Consider the following 25,155-nt stretch of genomic DNA (forward strand, 5'->3'; position numbering starts at 1 on the left):
CATGGACCGCGAAGTCTATGACACCATGCGCCGGATCGAGCGGGACCACTGGTGGTTCGCCGCCCGGCGGCAGATCCTCGCCGACCGCATCGCCGCCCTTCACCTGCCCGCCGACGCAGCGATCCTGGAGGTGGGCTGCGGGACGGGCGGAAACCTCGAAATGCTGTCGCGCTTCGGCCGGGTGCGGGCCATCGAGCCGGACGCCGAGTCACGAGCCTATGCGGCACGCGGCGGAGTCGAGGTCCAGGACGGCCTGCTGCCCGAAGGCCTGCCGCGCTTCGAGGCGCCGTTCGACCTGGTCGCGGCCTTCGACGTCATCGAACACGTGGACGACGACCTGGCCTCGGTCGCGGCCCTGTCACGCCTGCTCAAGCCCGGCGGCTATTTCATCGCCACGGTCCCGGCCAACGCCTGGATGTGGAGCCGGCATGACGAACTTCACCACCACAAGCGCCGCTACGCCCTGCCCGCCTTCCGTGCGCTGTTCGCGCAGGCCGGGCTGACGGTCGAGAAGGCCACCCACTTCAACACCCTGCTCTTCCCGCCCATCGCCGCGGTGCGGCTGGTCAAGGCCGCGATGGGCGACACGGCAGGCGGCGACGACGCCATGCCCTCCGCGGGCCTCAACGCCCTCCTGCGTCGGGTCTTCGCCCTGGAGCGGGGCCTGCTCGGCGTCCTGGACCTGCCGTTCGGGGTTTCGATCCTGCTCGTCGCGCGGCGTCCGGCCTGATGCCCCACGAAGGCGTCAGGCAAGGTGGGATCTCATCCTTGTCAGCATTGCGGCCACCCTGGTCTATGTGGCGGTGGCGCGTGGCGCGCGCGCGGTGCTCGGCCTCGCCCCGCCCAACGCCAATCTGGCCGGTTATGGCGCGGCGGCCCTGGTCTACCTCCTGGTGAAGCGTCCGGGGTGGCCCTTCTGGCTGGCCCTGGTCCCAGTGGTGCTCGCCGTCCCGGCCCTAAGCTTCGCGCTCTCCAAGCTGTGGGCGCTCAGAGCCGCCTAGGGACCCCGGCGCCAGCACGCAGACCAGCAGGCCCGCTAGGATGGCCAGGCCCGGGAGCGTCAGGCTGAGCAAAAGCAGCGCCAGGAGGTAGTAGAGCCAGCGGCTGTCGCCGGGCGGGACCGCAAGGGCCGCGACGGCCGGCGCGATGACGGCGATCTCATACTGCATGGCGTAGGGCGTGATAAGCAGGCCGGCGCCGATCAGGGCGGTCAGCCGCTGACCGGGGCTGCTGGCCCGCCGGAAGGTCCACCAGACCAGGCCCGCGGCGAGCGCGACACAGGCCGCCTGCGCGACGGCGAGCGCGGCCCCCCCGGCGCCCATCCGAACCAGGGCGCCGATCGGGGTGACCACGTTGCGCATCAGGCCGGGGTCGTCGGCGACCAGCCGCGCGAACCTCGGCAGGGCCGCGAGCCAGTCCGTCCAGGCGCTCACGCCGAAGACCGCCAGTGAGCCGAGGCAGACGAGGCCGCCCGTCGCGAAGGCCGCCGCCAGCGCCCGCCAGCGGCCCTCCAAGGCCAGGGCGAGTGGAAACAGCACCAGCAGCTGCGGCTTCAGCGCCGCGGCTATCCCCAGCAAGGCGCCGGCCACGACCGGTCGGTCGCGAAGGATGAGGGCCAGCAGGACCAGCCCGCCGATCAGGAACGAGAGCTGGCCGATCAGCCCCGACAACACCACCGGCGGCGCCAATACCAGCAGGACCAGCGGCGCGATCCCGCGCGAGATGCGCCGGGCCGCGGCAAAATAGAGCGCGCCCGTGAGCAGGATGAAGCCCGCATAGGCCGTCCAGAAGCCGACCAGACCGAACGGCAGGAACAGCAGGGCCGCGCTCGGCGGATAGACGAAGGGCCGGACCTTGGAGCCCGCCCCCAGCAGCCACTGCTGGCTGTGGGTGACCGCGGCGAAGTCGTAGAGGCGATCCGGCTGCTCCAGGGCGACGCGGACCCCGCTCCAGATCGCCAGGAAGTCGATGCCTAGCGGCTGGACCTCGACCATCGCCAGCACCAGCCGCAGGTCGATCCACAGGAACAGGGCGAAGACGGCGGCCAGGACGACAGGGCGGATCTTCGACTCCATGCCCGACAATGACGCCATGGCCGCGAGCAAGACAACAGCCCTTCGATGACTGTCATCGCGGCCTGTTCATCTCTTCAGGTCGTCGTTAGCCTGACATTAAGCGGCGCAGGGCGTGATGAGCCGGCTCCGTCGCTTCATCGACAAAGGTCCGGCGGTCCGCATGGTCGAAACCCCAGCCAACGACACCTTGAGTCCGGGCCTCGTCGACCGCCTCTTCTCCTGGCTGTTCTCCGGCGTCTCAGGCCCACGGCTGGTGGCGTTCTGCAGCCTCGCCGCCTTCGTCGCCGTGCTGTCGGTCGGCAAGATCTTCGACGACGGCGACACCTACTGGCACCTGGCGACCGGCGATTGGATCCTGCTCCATGGGGCGATCCCGACCACCGACCCCTTCTCCTACACCTTCGCCGGCGCGCCGTGGCAGGCGCACGAGTGGCTGTCCGAACTGCTGATGGCCCTGGTCTTCCGGGCCGGCGGCTGGAGCGGCCTGGCCCTGCTGTTCGCCGCCGCGGTCGGCGCTGCGGCCCTGATCGTCGCGGCCTATCTGCGCCGCTGGCTGGCGCCAGGTCCGCTGATGCTCGCCCTCGGCTTCGCGCTCGCCTGCGGCGCGCCCAGCCTGCTGGCCCGACCCCACCTGCTGGCGTTCCCGGTGCTGGCCGCCTGGGTCGTGGGCCTGGTCGTGGCGCGGGAGGAAGGCCGCGCGCCGTCGTGGCGCCTGCTGCCCCTCATGCTGGTCTGGGCCAACCTGCACGGCAGCTTCGTCCTGGGCCTGGCGCTGATCGGGCCCTTCGCGCTGGAGGCCCTGGTCGAGAACCGTCACCGGCTCTGGGCGACCCTGCGGGACTGGGCCCTGTTCTCGTTCGCCGCCCTGGCCCTGGCCCTGGTCACGCCGCACGGGATCGAAGGTCTGATCTTCCCGCTCAAGGTCACGGGCATGACCAGCCTGCCGGTCATCGTCGAGTGGCGCAGCGCCGACTTCAGCAAGCTCAGCGTCTTCGAGATCGCCCTGCTGGAGGTCCTGTTCCTCTGCCTGTGGCGCGGGGTCCAGGTTCCGGTCGTGCGGCTGCTGCTATTGCTGGGCCTGCTGCACATGGCGCTGCAGCACATCCGCCACCAGGCGGCCTTCGCCCTTATCGCCGCAATGCTGCTGGCCGAGCCGCTGGCCCGCGCCAAGAGCCGGCCCGCGGAGGCCCTGCCACATCCTGCCGGAGACCGCCGCGCCGCCGTTCTCGCGGCTGTCGTCCTAGGCCTGGCGGTCATCGCCGTGGGCGCCGCGCGGCTGGCGCTGCCGATAACCCGCGGCGATGGGGTGAACAGCCCGATCTCGGCCCTCGCCGCGGTCCCGCCCGACCTGGCGCGCCGGCCGGTGTTCAACGAGTATGGCTTCGGCGGCTACCTGATCTTCATGGGCGTGCGCCCCTTCATCGACGGGCGTGCCGACATGTACGGCGACACCTTCATGCACCTCTATTCCAGCCTGACCCGGCCCGACGCAGCGGCCCTGAGGGCGGAACTCGAGGCGCGCGACGTGGACTGGACGATCCTGCAGCCCACCAATCCCGCCGTGGCGGTGCTGGACGAGCTACCCGGCTGGCGCCGGCTGCACGCCGACCGGATCGCCGTGGTGCATGTCAGAATCAGCCCCGGAGCGTCGAACTTCGCGCCGGGCGCTGGCGGGATAGCCGGGCCATCACCGTCATCATCGCCAACAACAGCCCCGCCAACAGACTGATCCACCCGCCGATCACGGTCTCGCGCACCGGTTTGGGCCCGAGGGTCGGGCGCGCCGCCTTGCTCAGGTCGGGCGTCCGGGACTCCGCCGTGATCCCGGCGAATTTCGAGCCCGCGGGCAGATATTCCGGGGCGTCGGGCAGGTCGCGCTCGACATACGCCGGAAGGGGCTCGTTCAAACTGTTGACGGCGACATTGATCACACGCGCATAGGCCGGCGCGCTGAGGGCGATCGCCGTCGCGACAGCCACGATCGACAGCCGTGGTGAGAGTGCGGCCGCGGTGATGGCGGCGAACTCGGCGACCACCAGCATGCGCCACGGAAACTGGACCTGACTCAGCGGCGGAAGTTCCCAGACGAACGGGATCAGGGCCAGACTCATCGCGGCGCAGAACACCGTGAGGCCCAGCCAGAACCGGGACCTGCCGATCGCCAGGGCGACAGGCGCCAGGGCCAACGGGACAACCCACAGCGCCGCGCTCGGCCCCCACGGCGCCCAGTTGGCGGGCTGATAGGAGGGAGAGAACATCACGGCGGTGGAGATGTGGTCCTGTAGGGTGAGCGCGGGGAGCAGGTATATCGCGCTGAGACCCAACCCCAGCGCGCCTGAGACCCCGTATGCCTTCAGGTGTTCGCGCTGGGCGATCACCATGGGCAGAATCAGACCAAGGCTGGTCAGGAGCGCCACCGGCAAGTGCGTCATGATCAGGCCGGCGAACGACACCGCCAGCAGCGGCGTCGCCCAGCGGCGGGGCTGGGCCTCGATGGCGAGCGCGATCAGCGGGAGCCAGGCGAACGAGACGAACTCGGCCAGGGCGGCGCGCTGGTACCAGTCGGCCATGTGGTAGGGGGCGGCCATGTAGAGCAATGCCCAGAGCGGGTTGGCGCCCTTGAATTTCAGCCAGGCGGCCATCGACAGGCCAGAGGCCAGCAGCGCCAGCGTGGCTGCTCCAGCGATGGCCTGCAGCGTGGTCAGTCCGGCGAGCTGAAGCAGGCCAGAAATATAGAAGGCGATCGGCGGATAGAAGTAGAAGGTCGGACTGCCAAGACCCTCGAAGGAGCCGGGAAGCCAGCGTGGATACATGACGCCCTGCCCAAGGGCCTCTCCGAATTGCCTGGTCCAGACGTAGTTGTAGACTGCGGAGTCAATTGGCGCGGGTCCCCAGATCAGGGTCGGCAGCATCAGCAGCCCCGCCAGCGCCACCACGGCCGCAATCGCAAAGCGCATGTCTTCCCCCGCCCCCGCCGCCCCTTGATACTCACGCCTGGCCCAGTTCCTGGCCATTGGTACGTCGGCGAACATTGTCCGCGCCAGCCTCGAATTCACGCCTACCGAGTGATCAAGGGGGTGGCGACACCGTTTTACACGGCCGCGAGTGTTTCCTTGCGGATACAGTCTTCAATTGCGCAAAAACTCCGACAGCGGCCAATAATTTCCATATTAGGCAATATTAAAGTTGCCTCCCACACAGCTTATCCGTGCGGAAATAGAGGCGCAAAATGCTGGTTAACGATTGACTGGCTTGGGAGATTCAATTTCGGAAGCGTCGCCGTGCAGACACCTTAATTCCCGCGATGACGACTCTGTGCGCGCGCCTTCAATTCGCGTGCCAAGTATTCCTTTCCTAACGGTTTCTCCAACAACAAGGTTAACGCATAAGATTTCGATTTACAGTTTCTTAACGAAGGGTCTAACTGGGGCAAGAGACGGCGGGGGCTGCTCGCATCCCACCACCGTCTGACGACGCCATCTGGCGATCGGTCAGCATCAATGGGGGTTTGCTTATGTCCAAGTTTGTTTCGTTCTTCAAAGACGAGTCCGGCGCCTCGGCCGCCGAATACGCGCTCATCCTCGCCATCGTCGGCGTGGGTATCGTGGCCGCCGCCGGCGTGCTGCGGAATTCCATCGCCACCGCGATGAACAGCGCTTCGTCGACCATCACCGCGTCGTAGCCGCACCGGCGTCCTCGCGGCTTCAAATCGACAGGATCGCGGGCTGCTTCGCGAAAAGCTGCAACCGGTCCCTTGGAGGTTTCCATGACTAAGTTGTGTTCGTTCTTCAAAGACGAGTCCGGCGCCTCGGCGGCGGAGTACGCCTTGATCCTCGCCATCGTGGGCGTCGGTATTGTCGCCGCGACCGGCGTCCTGCGGGACTCCATCGCCACGGCGATGAACACTGCGTCCTCGTCCATCACCGCGTCTTGAGCCTTCGGGCCGCTGGAGCAACTGCGGTCTAGGCCCGCGACTGCTCCAGCATACGCGACCTATTAACTAGAGCTGCGCTTAAGTCGCATCGAGTAAAGCTTCTCGAAGATCGCGAACAGACAAGCGAGCTTCTTTACGGGCGGTCTTACAACATGCCTATCCGCACGCTCGCTACTCTCGCGATCGCGATACTCCTGGGTCTTGTCGCGGTGGCCCTGGCCAATATGTGGCTCAGCGGCCAGCGCAATGCAGATGCGTCGACGGTGTCGCTCGCCGGAACAGTTCCGGTGGTCGTCGCCACGCAACCCATCGAGCGGGGCGTCGCGCTCCAGCCCGCCGCCCTCAAGGTCGTCCGCTTCCCCCAAGCGGCCGCACCTGCGGGGGCGCTCTCCACCATCGAGGAGGCCAGCGCCGGCGGTCAACGCCTGGCGCTGCGCCCGATCGTGGTCAACGAACCGATCCTGGCGACCAAGATCACCGCCCCCGGCGGCAAGGTGAACCTGTCGGCCGCCATGACGCCGGGCATGCGCGCAGTGACCTTCCGCGCCGACGACGTGGCCGGGGTCGCCGGCTTCGTGCTTCCGGGCGACCGGGTCGATGTCCTGGTGACCCGCGACGTGGGCGCCCAGGGCGGCAAGACCGGCTCAGCCTTCGTCACCCAGATCCTGGCCGACAATCTAAAGGTGCTCGGGGTCGACCAGCTCGACGACGACACCACCACCAAGCCCGTCGTGGTCAAGGCGATCACCCTCGAGGTGACGGCCGCCCAGGCCCAGGTCATCTCCCTGGCGCAGGCGGTCGGGACGGTCTCGCTCGCCCTTCGCCAGGTCGGCGATCAGGCGCCGGTCGACAAGCGCATGACCACGGTCGCCGATCTCGGCGGCCGCGGCGCTGCGCCGATGGTTCTGCGGACGGCCGCGCCGCGCCGCGCCGCCCGACCCGCGACGCCAGGCCTGCGCGTGAATGTCACCCGCGGCGTGATCACCTCGGACTACGCGGTGTCGCGCTGACTTAGAGAACAAGACCGCATGAGCCCCGTGGGGCGCGGCGCTTAGAACAGGGGTAGGGGCGTGAACATCGAGACGATCAAATCGAAGGGCTCCCTTGGCGCGACGTGGCGCCTGGCGCGGGCGCTCCTGCTGGCCGCGGCGCTCTGCGCGCCCTCGGCCCCCGCCATGGCTCAGGCCGTGGGCGGCGGCTACGAACTGGTGGTTCCGGCCGGCAAGTCCGAGGTCCTGGAGGCCCCGACCTATACCGACCTGATGATCGCCAATCCGGAGATCGCCGATGTGCTGCCCCTGTCGACCCACTCGGTCTACGTGGTCGGCAAGAAGATGGGTTCGACCGTCCTCAGCATCTACGGGCCGGGCAAGCGGCTGATCTCCTCGATCAATGTGGTGGTGTCGGCCGACGTCGGCGGGCTGAAGAGCCGCCTGCACGAAGTGATGCCCGAAGAAAACGGCGTCAATGTCAGCGCCGCCAACGAGTCCATCGTCCTCTCCGGCCGCGTCAGCAGCGGCCCTAAGGTGGCGCAGATGGTCGCCCTGGCCGAGACCTACGCCCCGGGAAAGGTGGTCAACATGCTCTCCGTCCAGGGCGTGCAGCAGGTGATGCTGTCGGTGCGCTTCGTCGAGATGGAGCGTTCGATCGCCAAGCAACTGCGGGTGAACACCAGTTCGCCGTCCAACGGCGCCCCCGGCCGGCCGTTCTCCTCGCAGGCGGGCGAGCCCTACGTCGCCACCGGTGACTCCCTCAAGGGCGGCAGCTTCGACGGCTTCGGGGTCTTCCAGGCGCTGATCCGGTCCGGCGACGTCAATCTCGACATCCTGTTCGACGCCCTGGAGACCAAGGGCCTGGTCAAGACCCTGGCCGAGCCGACGTTGGTGGCCATGTCCGGCGACACCGCCACCTTCCTGGCGGGCGGCGAGTTCCCCATCCCGATCGCCCAGAACACCCAGGGCGGCGAGCGCACCATCACCGTCGAGTTCAAGGAGTTCGGTATCTCGCTCGGCTTCACGCCCACCGTGCTCGACGACGGGGTGATCAACCTCATCGTGGCGCCGGAGGTGTCGTCCATCGACCCGACCAACTCCGTGACAACAGGCGACCTGACCATCCCTGGCCTCAAGGTGCGCCGCGCCAGGACCACGATCGAGCTGAGGGACGGAGAGTCCTTCACCATCGCCGGCCTTCTGAAGGACGAATATCGCAGCGACATCCGACAGTATCCCTTCATCGGGGATCTTCCGGTGATCGGCGCCCTGTTCCGTTCCAGCGGCTACCAGAAGAACCAGACGGAACTGGTCCTGGTGGTCACGCCGCACCTGGCCACGCCGACCCGCGGCCGGGCCGCGACGCCGGCCGATCGGTTCGTCCCGCCATCCGATTTCGAGCTGTTCGTCTTCGGCGCCCAGCGCGCGTCGCTCAAGGCCCGAACGCCCGAGGAACGCGCCCTGATGTCGGTGGATCCGGCCAAGGGCGGGCTCGAAGGCGGCTACGGCCACGTGCTGCATTAGGAACATGTCCATGACCGTTCGCACATCGACAATCGTCGCCCTGGCCGTCGCCGCGCTATCGCTCGGGGCTTGCGTCTCGGCCCAAGGGAACCTCTCGCCCGACTACGGTCAGAGCGTGAAGCAGAACCTGGCCGCCCAGGTCGCCGATCCCGACGCCGCCTATCGGCGCGACGCCCCGCCGGCCGCCGCCGGGGCGCGCACCAACCTGGCCCAGGATCGCTACAACAAGGGTAAGGTCACTCAGCCGGCGGCGGCGAGCGCCAGTCGTGTCGGAAACAGCGGCGCCGCGGCCCCCGGCGCGCCGCCGACCTGATGAATGGGATATCAAAGCACGAGCAAGGGCGGCCCCCGCGCCCGTCTGCTCAGATTAGGTTTCGGAGTATCTAGTGGCCCTGTTCAGTCGCCTGTCCGCCGCGCGGGAACCGACGAGAGACGTCGCCGATCCACGGGAACGGCTGGTGCGTCTCGCCTATGACGTCGCGGCCTTCGACGGCCGGGCGCCCTCCGAGACCCTGAAATCCCAGTTTCCCCAGGTCCTGTTCGAGCCCGGCGCCGGCGAGAGCTTCCAGACGGCCCTGGAGCGCGTGGACGTCGTGATCGCCGCGGCGGACGGCGCCAAGCCCAACGAGATCGATCGACTCTGTGCGGGCCTGCGCGGCTGCGAGCGGCGCGGCCGGGTCGTGGTGTTCCTGTCCAACCCGGACGTCGAGACGACCCGCCGCATCGTGCGCGAAGGCGCCGGCGACGTCCTGCTCTCGCCGATCTCCGAGCCCGCGCTGGCCGCCACGCTGGAACGCATCCTGGCCGCCATGGGCCGCCCGGAGGGCGCCGGCGGCGTCGCGAGCGGCCATGTGGTGTCGCTGCTGAAGGCCGGCGGCGGCGTCGGCGCCACCGCCATCGCCGCCCAGGTCGCCGCCATGGTCGCGGAGAACGGCAAGGCCCAACGCGTCTGCCTGGTCGACCTGGACGTCCAGGCCGGCATGGCGGCGGTCTATCTCGATGTGACGGACTCCATCACCATGGCCGAGGTCCTGGCCGCCGAGGGCAGCCCGTCCGAGATCGGCTTCGCCGCAGGCCTTGGCCAGCACGCCAGCGGCGTGAGGGTCCTGGCCGCGCCGCACGCCTTCATGCCGCTCGAGGCGATCACCATGGAGGTGATCGACGGCCTGATCATCGCCCTGCGCCGGGACTTCGACCTTGTCCTGCTGGACCTGCCGAGCGCCTGGACGGCCTGGACGAACCGCGCGTTGCGCCAGTCCGATCAGATCATCATGGTGACCAACCTCTCGGTGCCGCACGCTCACCTCACCCACCGCCAGCTCGACCTGCTCGCCTCGCAGGGCCTCTCCCACGTGCCGGTGACCGTGGTGTGCAACCGCTGTGGCGGCGACGCCCCCGCGGCGATCTCGAAGCGGGCCGTCGAGCAAGCGATCGGCCGCCCCTTCGACGTCCTGATCCCCGAGGATCGCAAGCTGATGAGCGAGGCCGTTAACCAGGGCGCCGCGATCTCCGCGATCCGCCGGGGCACGAAGCTCGAGAAGGCCTTGCGCCAGCTTGTCGGCGAGATCAGCGCCGTGCGAACGGCCAAGTCCAGCATGCGTGAGGCCTGACATGGGGTTCTGGAACGAAGACCTACAGGCGGCCAACGACCGGAGCGCGCGGCCGACCACGGCGGCCACCGAGGCGCTAGACCTGCGCGTGCGCCTGCATCAGCGCCTCCTGGACATGCTCAACCTGTCGGTCCTCGACCAGACCCCGCGCGAGGCCTTGAAGCTGGAGATCCGCCGCTCGGTCATGGGTCTGCTCAGCGAGGAAAAGCGCCTCCAGACCCCGGCCCAGACCGACCAGCTGGTGGAAGAGCTGCTCGACGAGCTCCTTGGCCTCGGCCCGCTTGAGCCGCTGCTGAAGGACCCCTCGATCACCGACATCCTGATCAACACCCACGAGATGGTCTATGTGGAGAGGGGCGGGCGCCTGGAGCGCTCCGACGTCCGCTTCCAGGACACCCGTCACCTGCTGCGGATCATCAACAAGATCGTCGCGGCGGTCGGACGCCGCGTCGACGAGTCCCAACCGATGGTCGACGCCCGCCTCGCGGACGGCTCCCGGGTCAACGCCATCATCCCGCCCCTGGCCGTGGACGGCCCCCTGGTCTCGATCCGGAAGTTCGCCGCGATCCCGATCAACATGGACAAGCTCGTCGAGTTCGGCAGCGTCACGGCCGAGATGGCCAAGGTGCTCCGCGCCGTGGTCGAAGGCCGCCGCAATGTGCTGATCTCCGGCGGCACCGGCTCGGGTAAGACCACCCTGCTCAATGCGCTCTCGGCGTTCATCGATCCCATGGAGCGGATCGTGACCATCGAGGACTCCGCGGAACTGCAGCTCCAGCAGCCTCACGTCGGCCGCCTGGAGACCCGGCCGGCCAACATGGAGGGCCGCGGCGAGGTCACCCAGCGCGAACTGGTCAAGAACTCGCTGCGGATGCGGCCCGACCGGATCATCGTCGGCGAGGTCCGGGCCGGCGAGGCGTTCGACATGCTGCAGGCCATGAACACCGGCCACGACGGTTCAATGACCACTGTCCACGCCAACACGCCGCGCGACGCGCTCTCGCGCGTCGAGCAGATGATCGGCATGGCCGGGCTCGAAATCTCGGCGCGGTCCATTCGCGGCCAGCTCGCCGCGGCCGTGAACGTCGTGATCCAGGTGGAGCGGCTGGAGGACGGCCGCCGCCGCGTGGTGTCGGTCTCCGAGATCGTCGGCATGGAGGAGGACGTGATCTCCATGCAGGAGATCTTCCGCTTCCGCCGTCGCGGGCGCGGCGGCAAGGGCGAGGTTGTCGGGGACTACGAGGCCACCGGCGTGCGGCCGAAATTCATCGAGGTGCTGAACATGCGCGGCATCGATCTGCCCCTGGACATCTTCGCGCCCGGCCGGGTGTCGGTCTGACCATGCAGGACCTCATCCTCCCCATCACCCTGGTCTTCGCCTTCGTGGCGACCGTGCTGGCCATTCAGGCTGGGGCCTCGATCCTGTTCGCCTCGAGGGCGCGCCGTCAGCGCGTGAACCGGCGGCTGACCTTGCTGGAGTCGGGTATTCCGGCCAAGCAGGTCTACGAGAGCCTGGTGCGCCGGCAGTCGACCTCCGGGCTGGGCGGCATCGGCGGACGGCTCTTCGACCGCGCGGGCCTGTATCTGAGCCAGGCGGGCCTTACGGTCAGCCCGATGCGGCTGCTGGCCTACGCCGGCGGCGCGGTGGGCGTGCTCTGGCTGCTCTCGACCTTCGTGCTCGGCGCGCGCAGCCTGCAGGACACGCTGACCGCCCTGGTCGCCGCGACCGTGCTGGTGTCGGCGGTGGTGTGGGTCTGGGTGTCGCGCCAGCACGCCCAGCGCAAGAAGCTTCTGGAGGAACAGCTTCCCCTGGCCCTCGACATCATCATCCGCGCCATCCGCGCCGGCCACCCGGTCGTGTCGGCCGTGCACCTGGTCACCCAGGAGATGGGCGACCCGATCGGTTCCGAGTTCGGGCTCATCGTGGACGAGACCACCTACGGGTTCGAATTCCGCGAGGCCCTGGCCAACTTCGCCCGCCGGACGGGTTCGGAGGACGCCCACTTCTTCGCCGTTAGCGTCGGCATCCAGTCCGAGACCGGAGGCAATCTCGCCGAGATCCTCGCCAACCTGACCAATGTCATCCGCGGCCGCATCACGCTGGGCAAGCGCGTCCAGGCCTTGGCCAGCGAAGGCCGGATGTCTGCGGTGGTGCTCAGCCTGCTGCCGCTGTTCCTGATCTCGTTCGTCGGCCTGACCCAGCCGGCCTTCTACACGTCCAAGTTCGCCGACCCGATCTTCTGGCCTGTCGTGACCCTGACCCTGATCCTCTACGCGATCGGCCAGGTCGTCATGCACCGCATCGTCAACTTCAAGTACTAGGGGGCAGCCATGGCGAACATCACGGAACTCCTCGTGCTGATCGGCGTCTTCCTCGCCGCCGTCGCCTCGTCCTATTGGCTGCTCTATCGGCTGGAATCGACGTTCCTGGTCAATCGCCGACTGCGCAAGGCGCCCGGCGGCGCCAGCGCCGGACACACGTCGTCGGTGATCAAGGACAACCGGGTCTCGAACCGGCTTCTGGCGTGGGTCCAGTCTTCCACCTCCCTGAACAACGACGTCGATCGCCGCAAGATGAGCGACCTGCTCTTCCGCGCCGGGTTCGAGAGCCCGTCCGCGCCGGTGTGGTTCTTCATCGCCCGCTTCGGCCTGGGCATTGGCTTGCCGATGCTGTTCCTGGTCGGCCAGATGCTGAGCGCCGCGCCCTACGGCACGACCAAGATGGCGATCTTCGCCGTGGTCCTGTGCGGCGCGGGCCTCATCGCACCCCGGGCCATCGTGGACCGGATGGCGGAGTCGCGCCGGGAGCAGCTGCAGCAGCAGTTCCCGGACGCCCTGGACCTGATGGTGGTCTGCATCGAGGCTGGCCTCGGCATGGAGGCGGCCTTCGTGCGGGTCGGCCAGGAGGTGACGGAGTCGCATCCTCGCATCGCCCGGGAGTTCGGCGTCCTGTCGCAGGAGCTCAGGGCCGGGCGCACCCGGGTCGAGGCGCTGCGGAGCCTGGGCGAGCGGACCGACGTGCCGGCGATCCGCTCCTTCTCCGCCCTGTTGATCCAGACCGATTCCCTGGGGACCAGCGTCGGCCAGACCATGCGCACCTATTCCCAGGAGATGCGCCAGGATCGCCTGCTGAAGGCCGAGGAGAAGGCCATGCGCATCCCCGTGCTGATGACCATCCCGCTGGTCGCCTGCATTCTCCCGGTGGTGGTCACCGCCCTGCTGCTTCCGGGAATGATCGATATGGTTCGCGAAGGGCTGCCGGCCTTGAGGGGGACGGGTTGATGTCCAGGAAACTTGCACGCGCCATCGCGCTCGCCGCGCCGCTGCTGGCCTTGACGCTGGGCGGCTGCGCGACGGTCGGAAACCTCATGAGCCGGCTGTCCGGCCACAAGCCGGTCCCGCAGCTCCAGGCCCGCGCCGCGCCGACTGGAGCCTCCGAAGTTCCGACGACCTTGCCGGCCGACCGCCTGTACGGCGCCGCGGCCCGGAGCATCCGGGAGCGAGACTATGCCGGGGCGCTGGACATCCTTCAGGTCGCACGGGAACGCACGCCGGAAGACGCGCGCATCCTGAACGCCATGGGCGTGGTCTATGACAAGCTTGGCCGCTTCGACCTGAGCGAGCGCTACTACGCCCAGGCCGCGCGCGTCGAGCCGGACTCGCCGATCATCGCCGCGAACCTTCGCTATTCGTCCATGCTCCAGGCGGCTCAGCGGAACCCGGCGCCTTTGCTTGCCCAATCCACGCCACCGGCGCCGACGCGCCTGGCCGATCTTGCCCGGACGGGCGAGACCCGGGCCGTGCCCGCGACGCCGCCGCTGATCCGGCGCGTCATCCCCGTGGGCGTGGTCCACCGCGCGACCCCCGCCCTCGCCGGCGGGCGGCTGACCCTGGTGAATGCCGGCGGCCGCACCCTGACCCCGACCCGTCTCTACCTCGCCGGCGCCGGCTGGACGCTGACCCAGGCGGACCAGGCCGCGGCGCCGCAGGATCGCTCCGAGATCCGGTACGACGCGCAGATCGAACCGGTGGCCCGGGCGCTGGCACGAACCTTGCCGTTCAAGGTGGCAATGGCGGCCTGCGCCTCGGCCTGCCCGTTCCAGCTGGTGCTGGGTCGGGACGCGCCGGCGGCGCTGGCGCTCAAGGGAGGACGTTCGTGATGACAGGCTACAGGTCGAGTGCAAGGCTCGCGGCCCTGGCGTTCGCGGCCCTGGCCGTGGCGTCCGTCGGGACGCCGGCCGCAGCCGGCTTCTTCAAGCCGGGCAAGGCCGCCCAGGCGACCGCCAACCTGGACATCGCCACCAGCGAGTTCGATCGCGCCATGCAGGAACAGCGCCTCGTGGACGCCGGCCGGGTTCTCGACGGAGCCCTGGTCGTCGCGCCGACCGATCCGCGACTGATGTTGCGATCTGGCGAACTGCACCTGGCGCGAGGACGATTCGAAGAGGCCGCCCGCAGCTTCGCGCTGGCGGAAGCCGCGCCGACGCTGAACGCCCAGGCGCTGCAGGGCCGCGGCGTCGCCCTGGCCCAACTCGGCCGTTCTGACGAGGCCATCGCCACCTTGCGCCGCGCGGTCGCCGCCGACCCTGCCCTCTGGCGCGCCTGGAACGCGCTGGGCGTCGAGAGCGACCGCCGCCGGGACTGGACGACCGCGGAAGCCGCCTATGCGAAGGCCATCGCCACGCCGTCGGTGGACGAGATCGTCTACAACAACCGCGGCTATTCGCGCCTGCTGCAAGGCCGCTATTCGGACGCCTCGGCCGATTTCGTCGCCGCCCTGGATCGCGACCCGACCCTCACCGCCGCCCGGATGAATCTGAGACTCTCACTGGCGCTGCAGGGCGACTACGCCCGTGCGACGGCGGTGGGCGACAAGGACCAGAAGGCCGGCGTGCTCAACAACGCCGGGTTCGCCGCCGTGCTGCGGGGCGACCTGGACGACGCCCAGCGCCTGTTCGAACAGGCCATCGACAATCGCGGCAGCACCTATGGCCGCGCCTATCACAACCTGGAACTGGTCAAGGCTATGAAGGCCGGCCAGCCGGATATCGCGACGATTCCCGCCAAGCCATGATCGCAGAGGTCCTGCCCTGGGTGACGCCAGCCGTGTTCGCGGCCATGCTGGCGATCGCCGCGATTATGGACATCCTGCATCGACGGATTCCGAACTGGACGGTCGCCGTCCTGATCGTCACCTATCTCGCGGCGGTCGCCGCGGGGCTCGCGCCCTCCCCGCTGCTCTCGGGGCTTGGCGCGGCAGCCATCACCTTCGCCGTCACCTACCTACTCTACCATTTCAACATCTTTGGAGCCGGCGACGCCAAGCTGTTTTCGGCGGCGGCCCTGTTCGCCGGCCTGGCGAACCTGGGGACCCTGGCCCTCCTCACCGTGCTGTTCGGCGGCGCGATCGCCTTGGGCTTCCTGCTCCTGCGGCCGGACCGGGCCATGCGCGCCCTGACCACACGGGGCCGGACTTCCGGCGAAAAGTCGGGCATCCCCTACGGCGTGGCCATCGCGCTGGGCGCCATCACGACGGGGGTCGTCACCCCCGGATTCCTTCCGCCGCTGGGCTAGTCCGGGAAGCAGGCCGTCGCGTTGAGCGGCACCGCCAGGGTCATAAGGCCCGTGCGCAGCGAGAAGAATCCCGCGCCGCTCACCTGATACCCGCATGCCACCGCTGCCGCAGGGCTGGTGAAGGTCAAACTCGCCAGGCCGGGGCCGCTATAGCGCGTCGCGGCGTAGGCTTCCGTCGTCGTCTTGTTCGTGCAGACCAAGGTCTTGACCGCCCGGCATCGCGCGGCGTCCTGCACGGCGAAATGCAGACTCGACGCGGCTTGCAGCATGAAGGTCAGGTAGATGGTGCCGATAGTCAGCAGGAGCAGGAGCGGCAGGACCAGCACGAACTCCGCAGCGCTTGAGCCGCTCTGGTCTGCAAAGAATTCCCTGGCGCGGCGCAAGATCATGCTCAGCCCAACCGCATCCAGGCCGTGCGGACAATCGGGGTCGGCAGCAGGCTGACGATCGACACCCCCGAGAACACCGGCGAATAGCTGTAACTGACCGCCACCTGGATATAGTCGCCGGCCGTACCGGCCGGATAGCCGGCCGCCGCGCAACTCTGACCATAGGTTCCCACCGGTTGCAGCACCTCTGTCGCGTCGGGGCAGTAGGCCCCTTCCGTGGGCGAGCCCGTCACCAGGGTCACATTCGCGCCCAGCGAGGTGCTCTGGATCGCCGTGGAGATGGCGTTGGTCATGGTGGCGCCGCACGCCGTGCCCTTCGGCTGGCCGGCCAGCGCCGAGCAGGCATCCCACGCCGCCTGGGCGCCGACCTGGGCCGCCTCCTCGACCTGCATCTTCTGGAAGGTGTAGAAGCCCAGGTCCACGACATTGAGGACCGGCACGACCAAGACCCCGGCCCAGAGCGCGATTTCCAGGGCCGCCGCGCCGCGCTCGTTGGCGAGAAAACCTTTCCGACGCTTGGGGATGGGAAAGCTGGGAACGGTCATTGGATGAGACTGGGACCGGCTCCTGACCCGGGCGGGCCCTGCAGGGTTAGGTTCGCGCGATCGCACTGGCTGGTCGGCGCGCTGAAGATGCCGCCCGTTCCGCGGATATCGATGGTCCAGGCCACGATCGCCATGCAGTTGTCGCCGCCGGTCTTATGGTCGATGGCGCCCTTGATGATGATATTGGCCTTGGGCATGTAGAGCAGGCCCGTGACCTTGTAGATGGGCGCGTTGCCGGCGTCGCTGACGTCCAGGCCGGAATGCGCCGTCAAGGCCGGATCCTGATAGATCGCCACCCCGGCCCACACGCCGGTCGTCGGCGCGGCGAAGTCCATCGTGCCGTTGCCCGTGAAGACATGCGATTGGCCATCACCCGGCGACCCGGTGAAGATGATCGTGAGATGCCCCGTGCCGGTGGTGCTCAGGGTGAAGTTGTTGAGATTGAGCTGCCCTTGCGAAATCGTCATGACGACGTCGCTGGTGACCGTGACGTTTCCGGTCAGCGTCACGTCTCCGCAGCGGGAATAGTTGGCGCTGAGTGGTCCCGTCAGGGTGTGCGACCCGCGAACCCCGCACGGGTTCACGATGTTCGAAGCCAGCGGCGCATAGATGTCCGCCGGCGGTGCGCCGACGATCTCGTTCGAACCGCAGTTGTCGTTCGACTTGCCCGCCATGGTGACATAGGCGTGGCCCACCGTGTCTCCGGAGTTGCCGTTGCAGCTCGCCCCGCCGGCGGAAGCGATGTCGCAGCCGGTAAGGTCGAGGCTGGGCGCGCCCTTGAATTGCAGGGCGTCGGCGGCTGGATTGAACGTGGTCAGGCAGTACGTACCCTTGCTGCCGGCTCGGGCGATGGCGGTCGAGATCACGGTCTTGGCGCGTCCGGCGCCCATGGCCACATCGCCATTGTACCCGACCAGCCGGGCCAGGCGGATCGGGATGTCCCGCGTGATCGTCACTTGGTAGCAGTTGCCGGTCCAGGGCGCCGGACAGGTCGGATAGGTGGCCACAACGCTGACATTGTTGGTCCCGGTCGTGTAGCCGTAGCGGCTCGCCACGCCCCTGGCCTCTTCGGAATAGGTCGGCGGCGGGCTGGTGCTGGGTCCGGTGTTGTTGGTGGCCGCGGCCAGGGCGGCGGAGTCGGCCGCGTGCTGCATGGAACGCTGCGCCAGGAACCAGGTCGAGGTCTCGCTGGCCACGGCGAAGCCGCCGACGATGGCCGGCAGCAGGATCGCGATGATCGGGGTGACGTTGCCCTGCGTCGAACCCATCAGCCGGACAAGGCCCCGCTTCAAGGTTCGGCCGACCGTCCTTGAGAATTCGCCGCCGCCAGCCAATGCACCACCCCCGCCTACAAGCTTCCGTCAGTCATCCAATCCCATCGACAATATACCTTCATCTCCCGGTAGACATCAATGCTGGCGACCGAATACCGGGAGATCGTCGTGAAGAATCAAGTGGTGGTTGAAAACCCGTTCCCCCTTGGGGTTGGTGGATCGATTTCTGTACTGGCCGGTCTGTGTTAAGCTTGTTCACTTCGCGGTGACGCGCTGGCATTAGGTATAGTTAAGATATAGACTCCTCGGGAGTTGGCTGGGGCGTGGGATTGCGGCGACATCACGCCGTCATCCTCGACCATCTGACGGCGAACGGAGGCCAGGTCCGATGATCAAGGTGCGGGAGGGCGTCCTGCTTGCCATGATGGGCATGCTCGCCTGGTATGCGCTTCTGCTCGCGCCCGAACGGCGCATCGCCCTGGATCAGCGGATATATGAGGTCGCGCAGCAGGGCGGCGAGGCGGCCGCGACGGGTCTGGAGACCATCCGATACGTCATAGCGCGGCGCTCCTGACCTTGCCGGCAGGCGCCTCGCCAAGGGCCGTGGCCGCGATCAGGCCAAGCAGTCCGACCACCAGCAGTGGCATGAGATTGAACCCCAGGGTGATGGCCGCCGGACGGCAGATCACCGGCGTCACGTAGATCGTCAGCAGCAGCAGCTTCCCCCAAGGGCCAAAGCCTGACTCCATTCCGCGCCGCGCCAGCCAGCAGAGCGGGACGATGAGCAGGACGAAGTCGTAGTCGAGCACATAGGGCGTGGCCAGGAGCGACCCCGTCGCCAGGGCGGCCAGCCTGGTGAGCGCGTCGGCGCCGGACCGCCAGACCCACGCCACCGCCCCGGCCGCGGCGAGGCTCAGCAGCCCTTGAGAACCGATCGCCGCCCAGGCCGGAGCGCCGATCTGGCGCAGGGCGCCGTACAGGCTCTGGACCTTTGCCCAGCCCAACGGGGATCCCTCTTGCAGCAGGCCGAGGCTGGTCGAACCGGCGCCCATGAATGCGGCGTAGGTCTCCGGTCCGAAGGCGACCAGCGCCAGAAGCAGCAGGGCGAGGCTGGACAGCGCCGCGCCCAGCAGGGTTCGCCAGAATCCGCCCGCGATCAGGGCGAGCGGAATGAGCAGCCCGAGCTGCGGCTTGAAGATCAGGCACCCGAAGACCAGGCCGGCGACGAACGGGCGGCGCGCCATGAGCAGTCCGGCCGCCACGAACAGGCCCGTGAACAGCGCCGCCGTCTGACCCTGGACCGCGTTGACGTAGAGCGCGGGAAACACCGCGATGGGCCAGGCGCCGGCGCGCAGCAGACGCCGGGCGGCCCCGAGATAGACCGCGTAGGTCGCCGCCACCCACGTCGGGTAGGCGACCGCGAAGGGGATCAAGGCCAGCGGCGCGACGAGGGCGAGAAACGGCGGCGGATACAGGAACGGAAGGTAGCGGCCATGGCTCTGGAAGGCCTCGGCCTGGAAGGCGATCTGGGCGGCGGCGTCATAGGCGCTCGCGGGATCGCGCCAGAACAGCGACCCGGCGCTCCAGAAGCTCATGAAGTCGACGTTCGGGCGGCCGCCCGGCTGCGTTCCGATGGCGTAGAGATATGGAATGATCAAAAGCGGGACATAGGCCAGCGCCAGGATCTTGGCGTATCCGACCGCGCGGTCCCGATCGAGCCAGCGGGCGTGGCGAACGAAATCCAGGCTCATCGCCGACCCTCCCCGCGAAACCGCGCGCCCGTCGCGGCGGCCTGCCCAGTTCAGCCTAGCAGGTCTTTCGGTCGCCGCCGCCACCCCCGACCTGGCGAGGAAGACGAGTCTTGGCGGATCAACCACAAGACCAACGCCCCGGTCGTCAAGTCATCGGCATGGCGGATGAAGCATCTCCAGTCACGACGCCGGTTCCGGTCCTTGGCGCCATCCGTATTCGCTCGCGGCATCCCCCATATGGGACTTGCGGGGTTAAGGGAGGTTAAGGCTCCCTTAAGGCAAGCTGGCCATGGGGCCCGGCGCGGGGGGCGCGAGCTGCTTCCCGGCAACCTGTCTGGGGGTTCGACTATGAAATTGCTTATCAAGGGCGCGCTCGCCGCGCTGCTGCTGACCGGAGCCGCGACCTCGGCCTCGGCGCAGGCGACCGCCACGGCCAACGCCAACGGCTCGGTGACCATCTTCCGGCCGATCACGGTCGCCAAGAACGCCGACCTGAAGTTCGGAAACATCGTGAAGCCGGGCGGCGGCACGGGCACGGCCAGCGTGGCCGCAGACTCCGGCGGCGCGCTCACGGTCGGCGGCGGCGTGGTCGACCTCGCGAGCGGCGACGCGTCGTCTGCGGCGAAGTTCACGGTCGCCGGCGAAGGCGGCCAGGCCTTCACCCTGGCGGTGGCCGACAGCTTCGTGATCACTAATACAGTCGACAACATCACCGTGACGACCAGCCAGGACGTGGCCGACGGCACGCAAAGCCTCAGCGGCGCGCTGGGCGACGGATCCGACGGGACCAAGGAAGTCCATGTGGGCGGCTCGATCTCGGTGCCCAGCTCCATCTCGACCGGCCTGTTCACCGGCTCCTTCAGCGTCACGGCTACCTACAACTAGTTCAGCTTTTTCCGGTCCCCCGCGGACGTCCCGCACGGCGCAAGCCATGCGGGACGAAGCCGGGGCGGCTTCATCTTGTGGAAATCCGGCGCGGCCATAGTGAGTCCTCTGGTCGCGGGGGCGCCGATGAATATCGTACCAGTGCAATTCGCGCGGCTCGCAGCCGCCTTGTTCGCGGCGCTGCTCCTGGCGCCTGGGACGGCGTCGGCCCAGGTCGGCGCGGACCTCAACATCTCGCCCAAGCGCGTGGTCTTCGACCCCAACGGGCGCAGCGCCAGCGTCTATGTCTTCAACCAGGGCGACGCGCCGGCGACCTATAGCGTCGCGCTGGTCGATCGGGTCATGCTGGACACCGGCGAGATCATCGCCATCGACGACGCCCAGAAGGATCCAGCCAAGGCCGCGACCGCCGCGATGGTCAAGTCGGCCAAGTCCCTGATCACCTTCACCCCGCGCCGGGTCACCCTGGCGCCCAAGACCAGCCAGCTCGTGCGCCTGCGGGTGCTGCGTCCTGGCGACCTGGCCGCGGGCGAATACCGCACCCATCTGACGGTCACCGCCATTCCGCCCGAGGACACCGGCGTCACCGCCGAACAGGCGGCCGCCGGCCTGCAGCCGGGCGAGATGACCGTCCGCGTTGTGGCGCTGTTCAGTCTCAGCATCCCGCTGATTGTCCGCCACGGACCGGAAGATGTCCGCGGCGGCGTCGAGAACCTCGCCTACGAGATCCGCGACATGGACGGCCCAGACGGCGGCACGGCGCGCAAGACCGGCTTCGTCAGCCTCGACCTCACCCGCCTCGGCGCCAGCTCGCTCTATGGCGACGTGGAAATCCGCGGCGGCCCCAAGAACGAGATCATCGGCGGGATGCGCGGCATCGGCGTCTATCCCGAGATCGCGCGCCGACGTGTAACCCTGCAACTGCAGACCCTGCCGAACCACGGCGACGTCCTGACGGTGAACCTGAAAGATGACGAGGCCCGGCCGGGCGCGCCGATCGCGACGGGTCGTCTGACGGTCCCATGACTGCCCGCCTGCGGCTGGCCGCGCTGGCGCTGGCCGCGGCCTTCGCGGCAAGCTCACTCCACGCCGAGCCCATTGTCGCCCTCGACGCCGCGGGCGCCTCGGCGCCCAGCGCGCCGTTCACGGCCGAGGACTTGGTGCTGCTGGAGGTCCGCGCCGGCGACTACGTCCTGACCGACGCCCTTGACGGCTATGCCGCTCGCTCCGGCGTGTTCGTGCCGCTGGGTCAGCTCTCACGGCTGCTCGACCTCGCCATCGTGGTCTCGCCGCCGGACCGGCGGGCGGAGGGCTGGGCCCTATCGCCCGACAAGCGCGTCCAGCTCGATCTGGCCGCCGAGACCGCCAGCGCCGGGGGCGAGACCTTCCGCGTGGACGCCGCCCAGGCGGTGCTGCTGGGCGACGAGATCTATGTGCGCACCGACCTGCTGGAGCGCCTGCTGCCGCTGAAGGCCAAGGCCGACATCCCCAGCCTGTCGCTCACCCTCGTCCCTCTGACGCCCCTGCCCTTCCAGGAACGGCTGGCGCGGGAGAGCAAGCGGAAGGGCCTGGACGGTTCGCGCACCATCGAGGCGGTGCTGGATGTCGCCACACCCTATGAGCTGTTCACACCGCCGTCGGCCGACCTGAACCTGAATGTCGAGATGGCCGGCAATGCGCCTGACCCGACGACCCAGTACCAGCTGCGCCTGGCGGGCGACCTCTTCTATGCCGGCGCCCAGCTGTATGCCGGCTCCGACAGCCGCGGCGAGCTCTCCGACGTCCGCATGGTGCTGGAGCGCAAGGACCCCGAGGGCGGGATCGGCCCGTTGCACCTCACCCGCGCCGGCGCCGGCGACGTCTTCACCCCCGCCCTGGCCATCGGAGCGCGGGGGGCGGGGGGGCGGGGCGTCTATATGACCTCCGAGCCACTGGAGCAGCCGAGCGTGCTGGGCCGCATCGACGTGCGCGGCGAGCTCGAACTGGGCTGGGATGTGGAGCTCTATCTCAACGAACTGCTCCAGGGCTCGCAGGCCACGCCGGTCGGCGGACGCTACGAGTTTCCCGAAGTGCCCCTGTCCTACGGGCTGAACACCCTGCGCCTGGTCTTCTACGGTCCACGCGGCGAGCGGCGCGAAGAGGTGCGGCGGCTGAACTTCGGCGGCGGCCTCCTGCCCAAGGGCCGAGCGGTGTTCCGCTTCGGCGCCGTCGAGGAGGGCGTCAACCTCATCAAGGTCGGCGACGGAGCGATGCTCTCCGGCGGCGGTCTTGCCGGCCAGGGGCAGTGGCGAGTGCTGGCCGGGTTCGACTACGGCCTGGCGACCAACCTCTCACTATCGACCGGCTACGCCCGCTACACGCCGGCCCCTGACGACACGCGCCAGTTGTTGACGACCGGCGTGCGGACCAGCGTGGCTGGCGTCGCGCTGATCGCGGACGGGGCCGTCGACGGCGAGGGCGGAGCGGCCGTGGCCATCACCGGCCTGGGCCGGGCGCGCGGGGTATCCTACAGCCTGCGTCACGCCGAATACGGCGGGGGCTTCGTCGACGAGACCCAGTCGCGCGGCTCAGACGTGTCCCGCCCCCTCGCCCGGTCGAGCGAGCTGCGGCTGGACGGTCAGGCGCGCCTGCCGCTGCTGAATCGAGACGCGCCCGCCTCGCTCAGCCTGCGCCGCGACCAGTTGGCGAACGGCGACACCTTCCTGCAGGCCGCGGCGCGGGCCTCGACGACGGTGGACGGCTTCGTGGTGGCGACCAACCTCGCCTATACGCGCGACGACCAGGCCGGCCGGGGCGCCAGCGATCGCCTGACCGGCGGTATGGACGCCTCCGGCGTCGTGGCCGACGTCTGGCGGGTCCGGGTCGGGGTCGACGCGGACCTGGCGCCCGAACTGCAGGCGCGGACCGCCGTGCTCACCCTGGACCGGGAGTTCGGGCAGAACCGCTCGCTGCGGTTGGGGCTGTCCCATGCGTTCGGCGACGACCCCAGCACAGGATTCCAGGCTGCGGCCACCTGGCGGTTGTCGATGGCCGACGTCACGGTGGGCGGCGGCTACGACACGGGCACGGACGAGTGGCGGATTGGATTCCAGCTCAGCACCGGCCTTTTGTTCGATCCCCTTCAGCGGCGCTACAGGCCCGCCCGCCCCGGCGCCGCCGCCGGCGGCAACGTCGCCCTGCTGGCCTTCGTGGACGAAAACGGCGACGGCGTCGCCCAGCCGGGCGAGCGGCGGATGCCAGGCTTGAAGGTGAGCGGCGGCTATCGCGAGGAGGAGGCCGACGCTCTTGGGCGGCTGGTGATCGCGGCCCTGGGAGACGGGGCATATGTGCGCCTGCGGGTCGACCCGGAGTCCGTCGACGACGCCTTCATGTCCCTGCCGCCGACGACCATCCAGTTCACGCCGCGGCCCGGCCGCGTAGCGGTGGTCGAATACGGCATGCGCACCACCAGCGAGGTCGAGCTTCGCATGTTGCTGCGAGACGCGGCCGGCGGGAGCCGGGGCCTATCGGCCCTCGGCGTCCAGCTCGTCGACGCCCAGGGCACAGTGGTCGCCGAAGGCCGCACCGAATACGACGGCGCTCTCATCCTGGAAGGCCTGCCGGCCGGCGCCTATGAGGTACGGCTGGATCCGCAGCAGAGCGCCCGCCTGCGCATGTCGCTGGAGGAGCCCGTGACGGTGCAGGTTGGAGCCGGCGGCGGCTTCCTCGGAACGGTTCGCGCGTATATTAAGATAAATTAGGATCTATTATAGAACATTAGTAAGAATATTCGCGCGTTCGGCATTTGTTTTCGCAGTTGCGAAGTAAGTATTCGCTTATGAAGAGAATTCAAAATATTAGCGTATATCCGCGTGATAGCGTCCGATTGCCTAATGGGGGTGAGGGGTCGGGACGTGGTTCTTCGTGTGAAATCTCTGCGTTGGCTAGTCGCCGTCGATGGGCGGACCGTCGCCAACCTGTCGCCGGATCCGGCGCGTCGCGACATCGCCGGCGCTCCGATCGGCCGGGTGCTGCACCTGACCTGCCGCGACACCGCCACACATCTCGACTTGGCGATCGCCCGGGCGGCGCGCGACGGGGTCGGCGGGCTGGTCATGGCCCGCGAGGCCAATCACCAGATCGGCCTGCTGCTCAGCGTCAGACCGGCCCGGGAGCGCGGTTATGCGGTGGTGGAGGCGACGGACCTCGACGCGCCGCCGGAAATGCTGGACTGGGCCGAGCTTGCCGAACTGTTCGGCATCTCGCGGGCCGAAGCCGAGATCGCCATCGGACTGCACGAGGGGGCCGACTTGGCGCTGATCGCCGAACAGCGTGGCGTACAGCTCGACACCGTGCGCAACCAGGTAAAGAGCCTGCTGCGGAAACTGGGCCTGGCCAGCCAGAAGCACCTGACTGCAACGCTTGTTCGCGTCGCCCTCGCCGGTCCGCCCCGGACGCCCCGTACCCCAGGTGGGGAATTGCGGATCGCCAGTTGAGGTCCGACAGTGCGTGTAATTGGGAGGGTGTGATGCGGCGGCGCTGGGCGGCAGGTTTGATCGCAGGGCTCTGCATGGTCGCGGGCGGCGCGTCGGCCGCTGAATCACTGGCGCTTAGCGTTACCCC

General features: G+C 68.6%; 26 protein-coding genes. 20 read left to right on the forward strand and 6 right to left on the reverse strand.

Annotated features, from left to right (window positions below):
• The first annotated feature begins 1 nt into the window (after position 1).
• Positions 2–730, forward strand: a complete 729-nt coding sequence (locus tag M9M90_RS16555) for a bifunctional 2-polyprenyl-6-hydroxyphenol methylase/3-demethylubiquinol 3-O-methyltransferase UbiG (protein WP_254834340.1) — start codon at positions 2–4, stop codon at positions 728–730.
• Positions 731–824: 94 nt separating this feature from the next.
• The gene (locus M9M90_RS16560; protein WP_254834341.1) at positions 825–1,001 is read left to right on the forward strand and encodes a hypothetical protein; all 177 of its coding nucleotides are present in this window, start codon (positions 825–827) and stop codon (positions 999–1,001) included.
• On the opposite strand, the gene M9M90_RS16565 is transcribed toward M9M90_RS16560, so the two are convergent.
• On the reverse strand, positions 957–2,093 hold the full coding sequence (locus M9M90_RS16565; RefSeq protein WP_254834342.1) for a glycosyltransferase 87 family protein: 1,137 nt from the start codon (positions 2,091–2,093) through the stop codon (positions 957–959). The genes M9M90_RS16560 and M9M90_RS16565 overlap by 45 nt on opposite strands.
• Positions 2,094–2,190: 97 nt before the next feature.
• On the opposite strand from M9M90_RS16565, the gene M9M90_RS16570 reads away from it, so the two are divergent.
• Positions 2,191–3,804: a hypothetical protein gene (locus M9M90_RS16570; protein ID WP_254834343.1), complete on the forward strand. Its 1,614-nt coding sequence runs from the start codon at positions 2,191–2,193 to the stop codon at positions 3,802–3,804.
• Here M9M90_RS16570 and M9M90_RS16575 read toward each other — a convergent pair.
• Positions 3,710–5,032, reverse strand: a complete 1,323-nt coding sequence (locus tag M9M90_RS16575; RefSeq protein ID WP_254834344.1) for a hypothetical protein — start codon at positions 5,030–5,032, stop codon at positions 3,710–3,712. The genes M9M90_RS16570 and M9M90_RS16575 overlap by 95 nt on opposite strands.
• Before the next feature lie 557 nt (positions 5,033–5,589).
• On the opposite strand from M9M90_RS16575, the gene M9M90_RS16580 reads away from it, so the two are divergent.
• The 12 genes from M9M90_RS16580 to M9M90_RS16635 all read left to right on the forward strand — a co-directional run bounded on the left by M9M90_RS16580 (position 5,590) and on the right by M9M90_RS16635 (position 15,709).
• Positions 5,590–5,757: a Flp family type IVb pilin gene (locus tag M9M90_RS16580; RefSeq protein WP_254834345.1), complete on the forward strand. Its 168-nt coding sequence runs from the start codon at positions 5,590–5,592 to the stop codon at positions 5,755–5,757.
• A gap of 84 nt (positions 5,758–5,841) precedes the next feature.
• Positions 5,842–6,009 carry a Flp family type IVb pilin gene (locus M9M90_RS16585; protein WP_254834346.1) on the forward strand — a complete coding sequence of 56 codons (168 nt, stop codon included), beginning with the start codon at positions 5,842–5,844 and terminating at the stop codon, positions 6,007–6,009.
• Positions 6,010–6,161: 152 nt separating this feature from the next.
• Positions 6,162–7,019, forward strand: coding sequence for a Flp pilus assembly protein CpaB (cpaB, locus tag M9M90_RS16590; protein WP_254834347.1), 858 nt, complete (start codon positions 6,162–6,164; stop codon positions 7,017–7,019).
• Between the two features lie 60 nt (positions 7,020–7,079).
• Positions 7,080–8,525 carry a type II and III secretion system protein family protein gene (locus M9M90_RS16595; protein ID WP_254834348.1) on the forward strand — a complete coding sequence of 482 codons (1,446 nt, stop codon included), beginning with the start codon at positions 7,080–7,082 and terminating at the stop codon, positions 8,523–8,525.
• 10 nt (positions 8,526–8,535) lie between these two features.
• Complete coding sequence (locus M9M90_RS16600) at positions 8,536–8,838, forward strand: hypothetical protein (protein WP_254834349.1); 303 nt, start codon at positions 8,536–8,538, stop codon at positions 8,836–8,838.
• A gap of 73 nt (positions 8,839–8,911) precedes the next feature.
• Positions 8,912–10,135, forward strand: coding sequence for an AAA family ATPase (locus tag M9M90_RS16605; RefSeq protein ID WP_254834350.1), 1,224 nt, complete (start codon positions 8,912–8,914; stop codon positions 10,133–10,135).
• Between the two features lies 1 nt (position 10,136).
• The gene (locus tag M9M90_RS16610) at positions 10,137–11,474 is read left to right on the forward strand and encodes a CpaF family protein (RefSeq protein WP_254834351.1); all 1,338 of its coding nucleotides are present in this window, start codon (positions 10,137–10,139) and stop codon (positions 11,472–11,474) included.
• Positions 11,475–11,476: 2 nt separating this feature from the next.
• Positions 11,477–12,457 carry a type II secretion system F family protein gene (locus M9M90_RS16615; protein ID WP_254834352.1) on the forward strand — a complete coding sequence of 327 codons (981 nt, stop codon included), beginning with the start codon at positions 11,477–11,479 and terminating at the stop codon, positions 12,455–12,457.
• Positions 12,458–12,466: 9 nt separating this feature from the next.
• The gene (locus M9M90_RS16620) at positions 12,467–13,417 is read left to right on the forward strand and encodes a type II secretion system F family protein (protein WP_254834353.1); all 951 of its coding nucleotides are present in this window, start codon (positions 12,467–12,469) and stop codon (positions 13,415–13,417) included.
• A complete protein-coding gene (locus M9M90_RS16625) occupies positions 13,417–14,295 on the forward strand; it encodes a LytR C-terminal domain-containing protein (RefSeq protein WP_254834354.1) in 879 nt (292 codons plus the stop codon). The genes M9M90_RS16620 and M9M90_RS16625 overlap by 1 nt, the downstream gene beginning before the upstream one ends.
• Entirely contained in the window at positions 14,295–15,209 is a 915-nt protein-coding gene (locus tag M9M90_RS16630; protein ID WP_254834355.1) for a tetratricopeptide repeat protein, read from the forward strand. The genes M9M90_RS16625 and M9M90_RS16630 overlap by 1 nt, the downstream gene beginning before the upstream one ends.
• On the forward strand, positions 15,206–15,709 hold the full coding sequence (locus M9M90_RS16635; protein ID WP_254834356.1) for a prepilin peptidase: 504 nt from the start codon (positions 15,206–15,208) through the stop codon (positions 15,707–15,709). Before M9M90_RS16630 ends, M9M90_RS16635 begins: the two co-directional genes overlap by 4 nt.
• Here M9M90_RS16635 and M9M90_RS16640 read toward each other — a convergent pair.
• The 3 genes from M9M90_RS16640 to M9M90_RS16650 are packed head-to-tail and all read right to left on the reverse strand — an operon-like array spanning position 15,706 to position 17,935.
• Positions 15,706–16,098, reverse strand: a complete 393-nt coding sequence (locus M9M90_RS16640) for a TadE/TadG family type IV pilus assembly protein (protein ID WP_254834357.1) — start codon at positions 16,096–16,098, stop codon at positions 15,706–15,708. The genes M9M90_RS16635 and M9M90_RS16640 overlap by 4 nt on opposite strands.
• 2 nt (positions 16,099–16,100) lie before the next feature.
• On the reverse strand, positions 16,101–16,643 hold the full coding sequence (locus M9M90_RS16645; RefSeq protein ID WP_254834358.1) for a TadE/TadG family type IV pilus assembly protein: 543 nt from the start codon (positions 16,641–16,643) through the stop codon (positions 16,101–16,103).
• Positions 16,640–17,935: a pilus assembly protein TadG-related protein gene (locus M9M90_RS16650; protein WP_254834359.1), complete on the reverse strand. Its 1,296-nt coding sequence runs from the start codon at positions 17,933–17,935 to the stop codon at positions 16,640–16,642. The genes M9M90_RS16645 and M9M90_RS16650 overlap by 4 nt, the downstream gene beginning before the upstream one ends.
• A 370-nt stretch (positions 17,936–18,305) precedes the next feature.
• Here M9M90_RS16650 and M9M90_RS16655 point away from each other — a divergent pair, with 370 nt between their 5' ends.
• Positions 18,306–18,491, forward strand: a complete 186-nt coding sequence (locus tag M9M90_RS16655) for a hypothetical protein (protein ID WP_254834360.1) — start codon at positions 18,306–18,308, stop codon at positions 18,489–18,491.
• On the opposite strand, the gene M9M90_RS16660 is transcribed toward M9M90_RS16655, so the two are convergent.
• Positions 18,472–19,668 carry a glycosyltransferase family 87 protein gene (locus M9M90_RS16660; protein ID WP_254834361.1) on the reverse strand — a complete coding sequence of 399 codons (1,197 nt, stop codon included), beginning with the start codon at positions 19,666–19,668 and terminating at the stop codon, positions 18,472–18,474. The two genes, M9M90_RS16655 and M9M90_RS16660, sit on opposite strands and share 20 nt — an antisense overlap.
• Before the next feature lie 348 nt (positions 19,669–20,016).
• Here M9M90_RS16660 and M9M90_RS16665 point away from each other — a divergent pair, with 348 nt between their 5' ends.
• From M9M90_RS16665 to M9M90_RS16680, 4 genes are all read left to right on the forward strand, one after another.
• A complete protein-coding gene (locus M9M90_RS16665) occupies positions 20,017–20,553 on the forward strand; it encodes a DUF4402 domain-containing protein (protein ID WP_254834362.1) in 537 nt (178 codons plus the stop codon).
• A gap of 126 nt (positions 20,554–20,679) precedes the next feature.
• Entirely contained in the window at positions 20,680–21,579 is a 900-nt protein-coding gene (locus M9M90_RS16670; RefSeq protein WP_254834363.1) for a molecular chaperone, read from the forward strand.
• Positions 21,576–24,293: a hypothetical protein gene (locus tag M9M90_RS16675; protein WP_254834364.1), complete on the forward strand. Its 2,718-nt coding sequence runs from the start codon at positions 21,576–21,578 to the stop codon at positions 24,291–24,293. Before M9M90_RS16670 ends, M9M90_RS16675 begins: the two co-directional genes overlap by 4 nt.
• A gap of 165 nt (positions 24,294–24,458) precedes the next feature.
• Positions 24,459–25,028, forward strand: a complete 570-nt coding sequence (locus tag M9M90_RS16680) for a hypothetical protein (protein WP_254834365.1) — start codon at positions 24,459–24,461, stop codon at positions 25,026–25,028.
• Positions 25,029–25,155 lie beyond the last annotated feature (127 nt).

The organism is Phenylobacterium sp. LH3H17, assembly GCF_024298925.1.
In the GTDB taxonomy this organism is placed as follows: domain Bacteria; phylum Pseudomonadota; class Alphaproteobacteria; order Caulobacterales; family Caulobacteraceae; genus Phenylobacterium.

Excerpts from the sequence above, each read along its gene's own strand:
- cpaB (WP_254834347.1), top strand. The coding sequence starts at position 6,162 with ATGCCTATCCGCACGCTCGCTACTCTCGCGATCGCGATACTCCTGGGT.
- M9M90_RS16615 (WP_254834352.1), top strand. The coding sequence starts at position 11,477 with ATGCAGGACCTCATCCTCCCCATCACCCTGGTCTTCGCCTTCGTGGCG.
- M9M90_RS16600 (WP_254834349.1), top strand. The coding sequence starts at position 8,536 with ATGACCGTTCGCACATCGACAATCGTCGCCCTGGCCGTCGCCGCGCTA.
- M9M90_RS16635 (WP_254834356.1), top strand. The coding sequence starts at position 15,206 with ATGATCGCAGAGGTCCTGCCCTGGGTGACGCCAGCCGTGTTCGCGGCC.
- M9M90_RS16625 (WP_254834354.1), top strand. The coding sequence starts at position 13,417 with ATGTCCAGGAAACTTGCACGCGCCATCGCGCTCGCCGCGCCGCTGCTG.
- M9M90_RS16620 (WP_254834353.1), top strand. The coding sequence starts at position 12,467 with ATGGCGAACATCACGGAACTCCTCGTGCTGATCGGCGTCTTCCTCGCC.
- M9M90_RS16565 (WP_254834342.1), bottom strand. The coding sequence starts at position 2,093 with ATGGCGTCATTGTCGGGCATGGAGTCGAAGATCCGCCCTGTCGTCCTG.
- M9M90_RS16580 (WP_254834345.1), top strand. The coding sequence starts at position 5,590 with ATGTCCAAGTTTGTTTCGTTCTTCAAAGACGAGTCCGGCGCCTCGGCC.
- M9M90_RS16555 (WP_254834340.1), top strand. The coding sequence starts at position 2 with ATGGACCGCGAAGTCTATGACACCATGCGCCGGATCGAGCGGGACCAC.
- M9M90_RS16640 (WP_254834357.1), bottom strand. The coding sequence starts at position 16,098 with ATGATCTTGCGCCGCGCCAGGGAATTCTTTGCAGACCAGAGCGGCTCA.
- M9M90_RS16575 (WP_254834344.1), bottom strand. The coding sequence starts at position 5,032 with ATGCGCTTTGCGATTGCGGCCGTGGTGGCGCTGGCGGGGCTGCTGATG.
- M9M90_RS16655 (WP_254834360.1), top strand. The coding sequence starts at position 18,306 with ATGATCAAGGTGCGGGAGGGCGTCCTGCTTGCCATGATGGGCATGCTC.
- M9M90_RS16660 (WP_254834361.1), bottom strand. The coding sequence starts at position 19,668 with ATGAGCCTGGATTTCGTTCGCCACGCCCGCTGGCTCGATCGGGACCGC.
- M9M90_RS16585 (WP_254834346.1), top strand. The coding sequence starts at position 5,842 with ATGACTAAGTTGTGTTCGTTCTTCAAAGACGAGTCCGGCGCCTCGGCG.
- M9M90_RS16570 (WP_254834343.1), top strand. The coding sequence starts at position 2,191 with ATGAGCCGGCTCCGTCGCTTCATCGACAAAGGTCCGGCGGTCCGCATG.
- M9M90_RS16670 (WP_254834363.1), top strand. The coding sequence starts at position 20,680 with ATGAATATCGTACCAGTGCAATTCGCGCGGCTCGCAGCCGCCTTGTTC.
- M9M90_RS16645 (WP_254834358.1), bottom strand. The coding sequence starts at position 16,643 with ATGACCGTTCCCAGCTTTCCCATCCCCAAGCGTCGGAAAGGTTTTCTC.
- M9M90_RS16630 (WP_254834355.1), top strand. The coding sequence starts at position 14,295 with ATGACAGGCTACAGGTCGAGTGCAAGGCTCGCGGCCCTGGCGTTCGCG.
- M9M90_RS16610 (WP_254834351.1), top strand. The coding sequence starts at position 10,137 with ATGGGGTTCTGGAACGAAGACCTACAGGCGGCCAACGACCGGAGCGCG.
- M9M90_RS16665 (WP_254834362.1), top strand. The coding sequence starts at position 20,017 with ATGAAATTGCTTATCAAGGGCGCGCTCGCCGCGCTGCTGCTGACCGGA.
- M9M90_RS16675 (WP_254834364.1), top strand. The coding sequence starts at position 21,576 with ATGACTGCCCGCCTGCGGCTGGCCGCGCTGGCGCTGGCCGCGGCCTTC.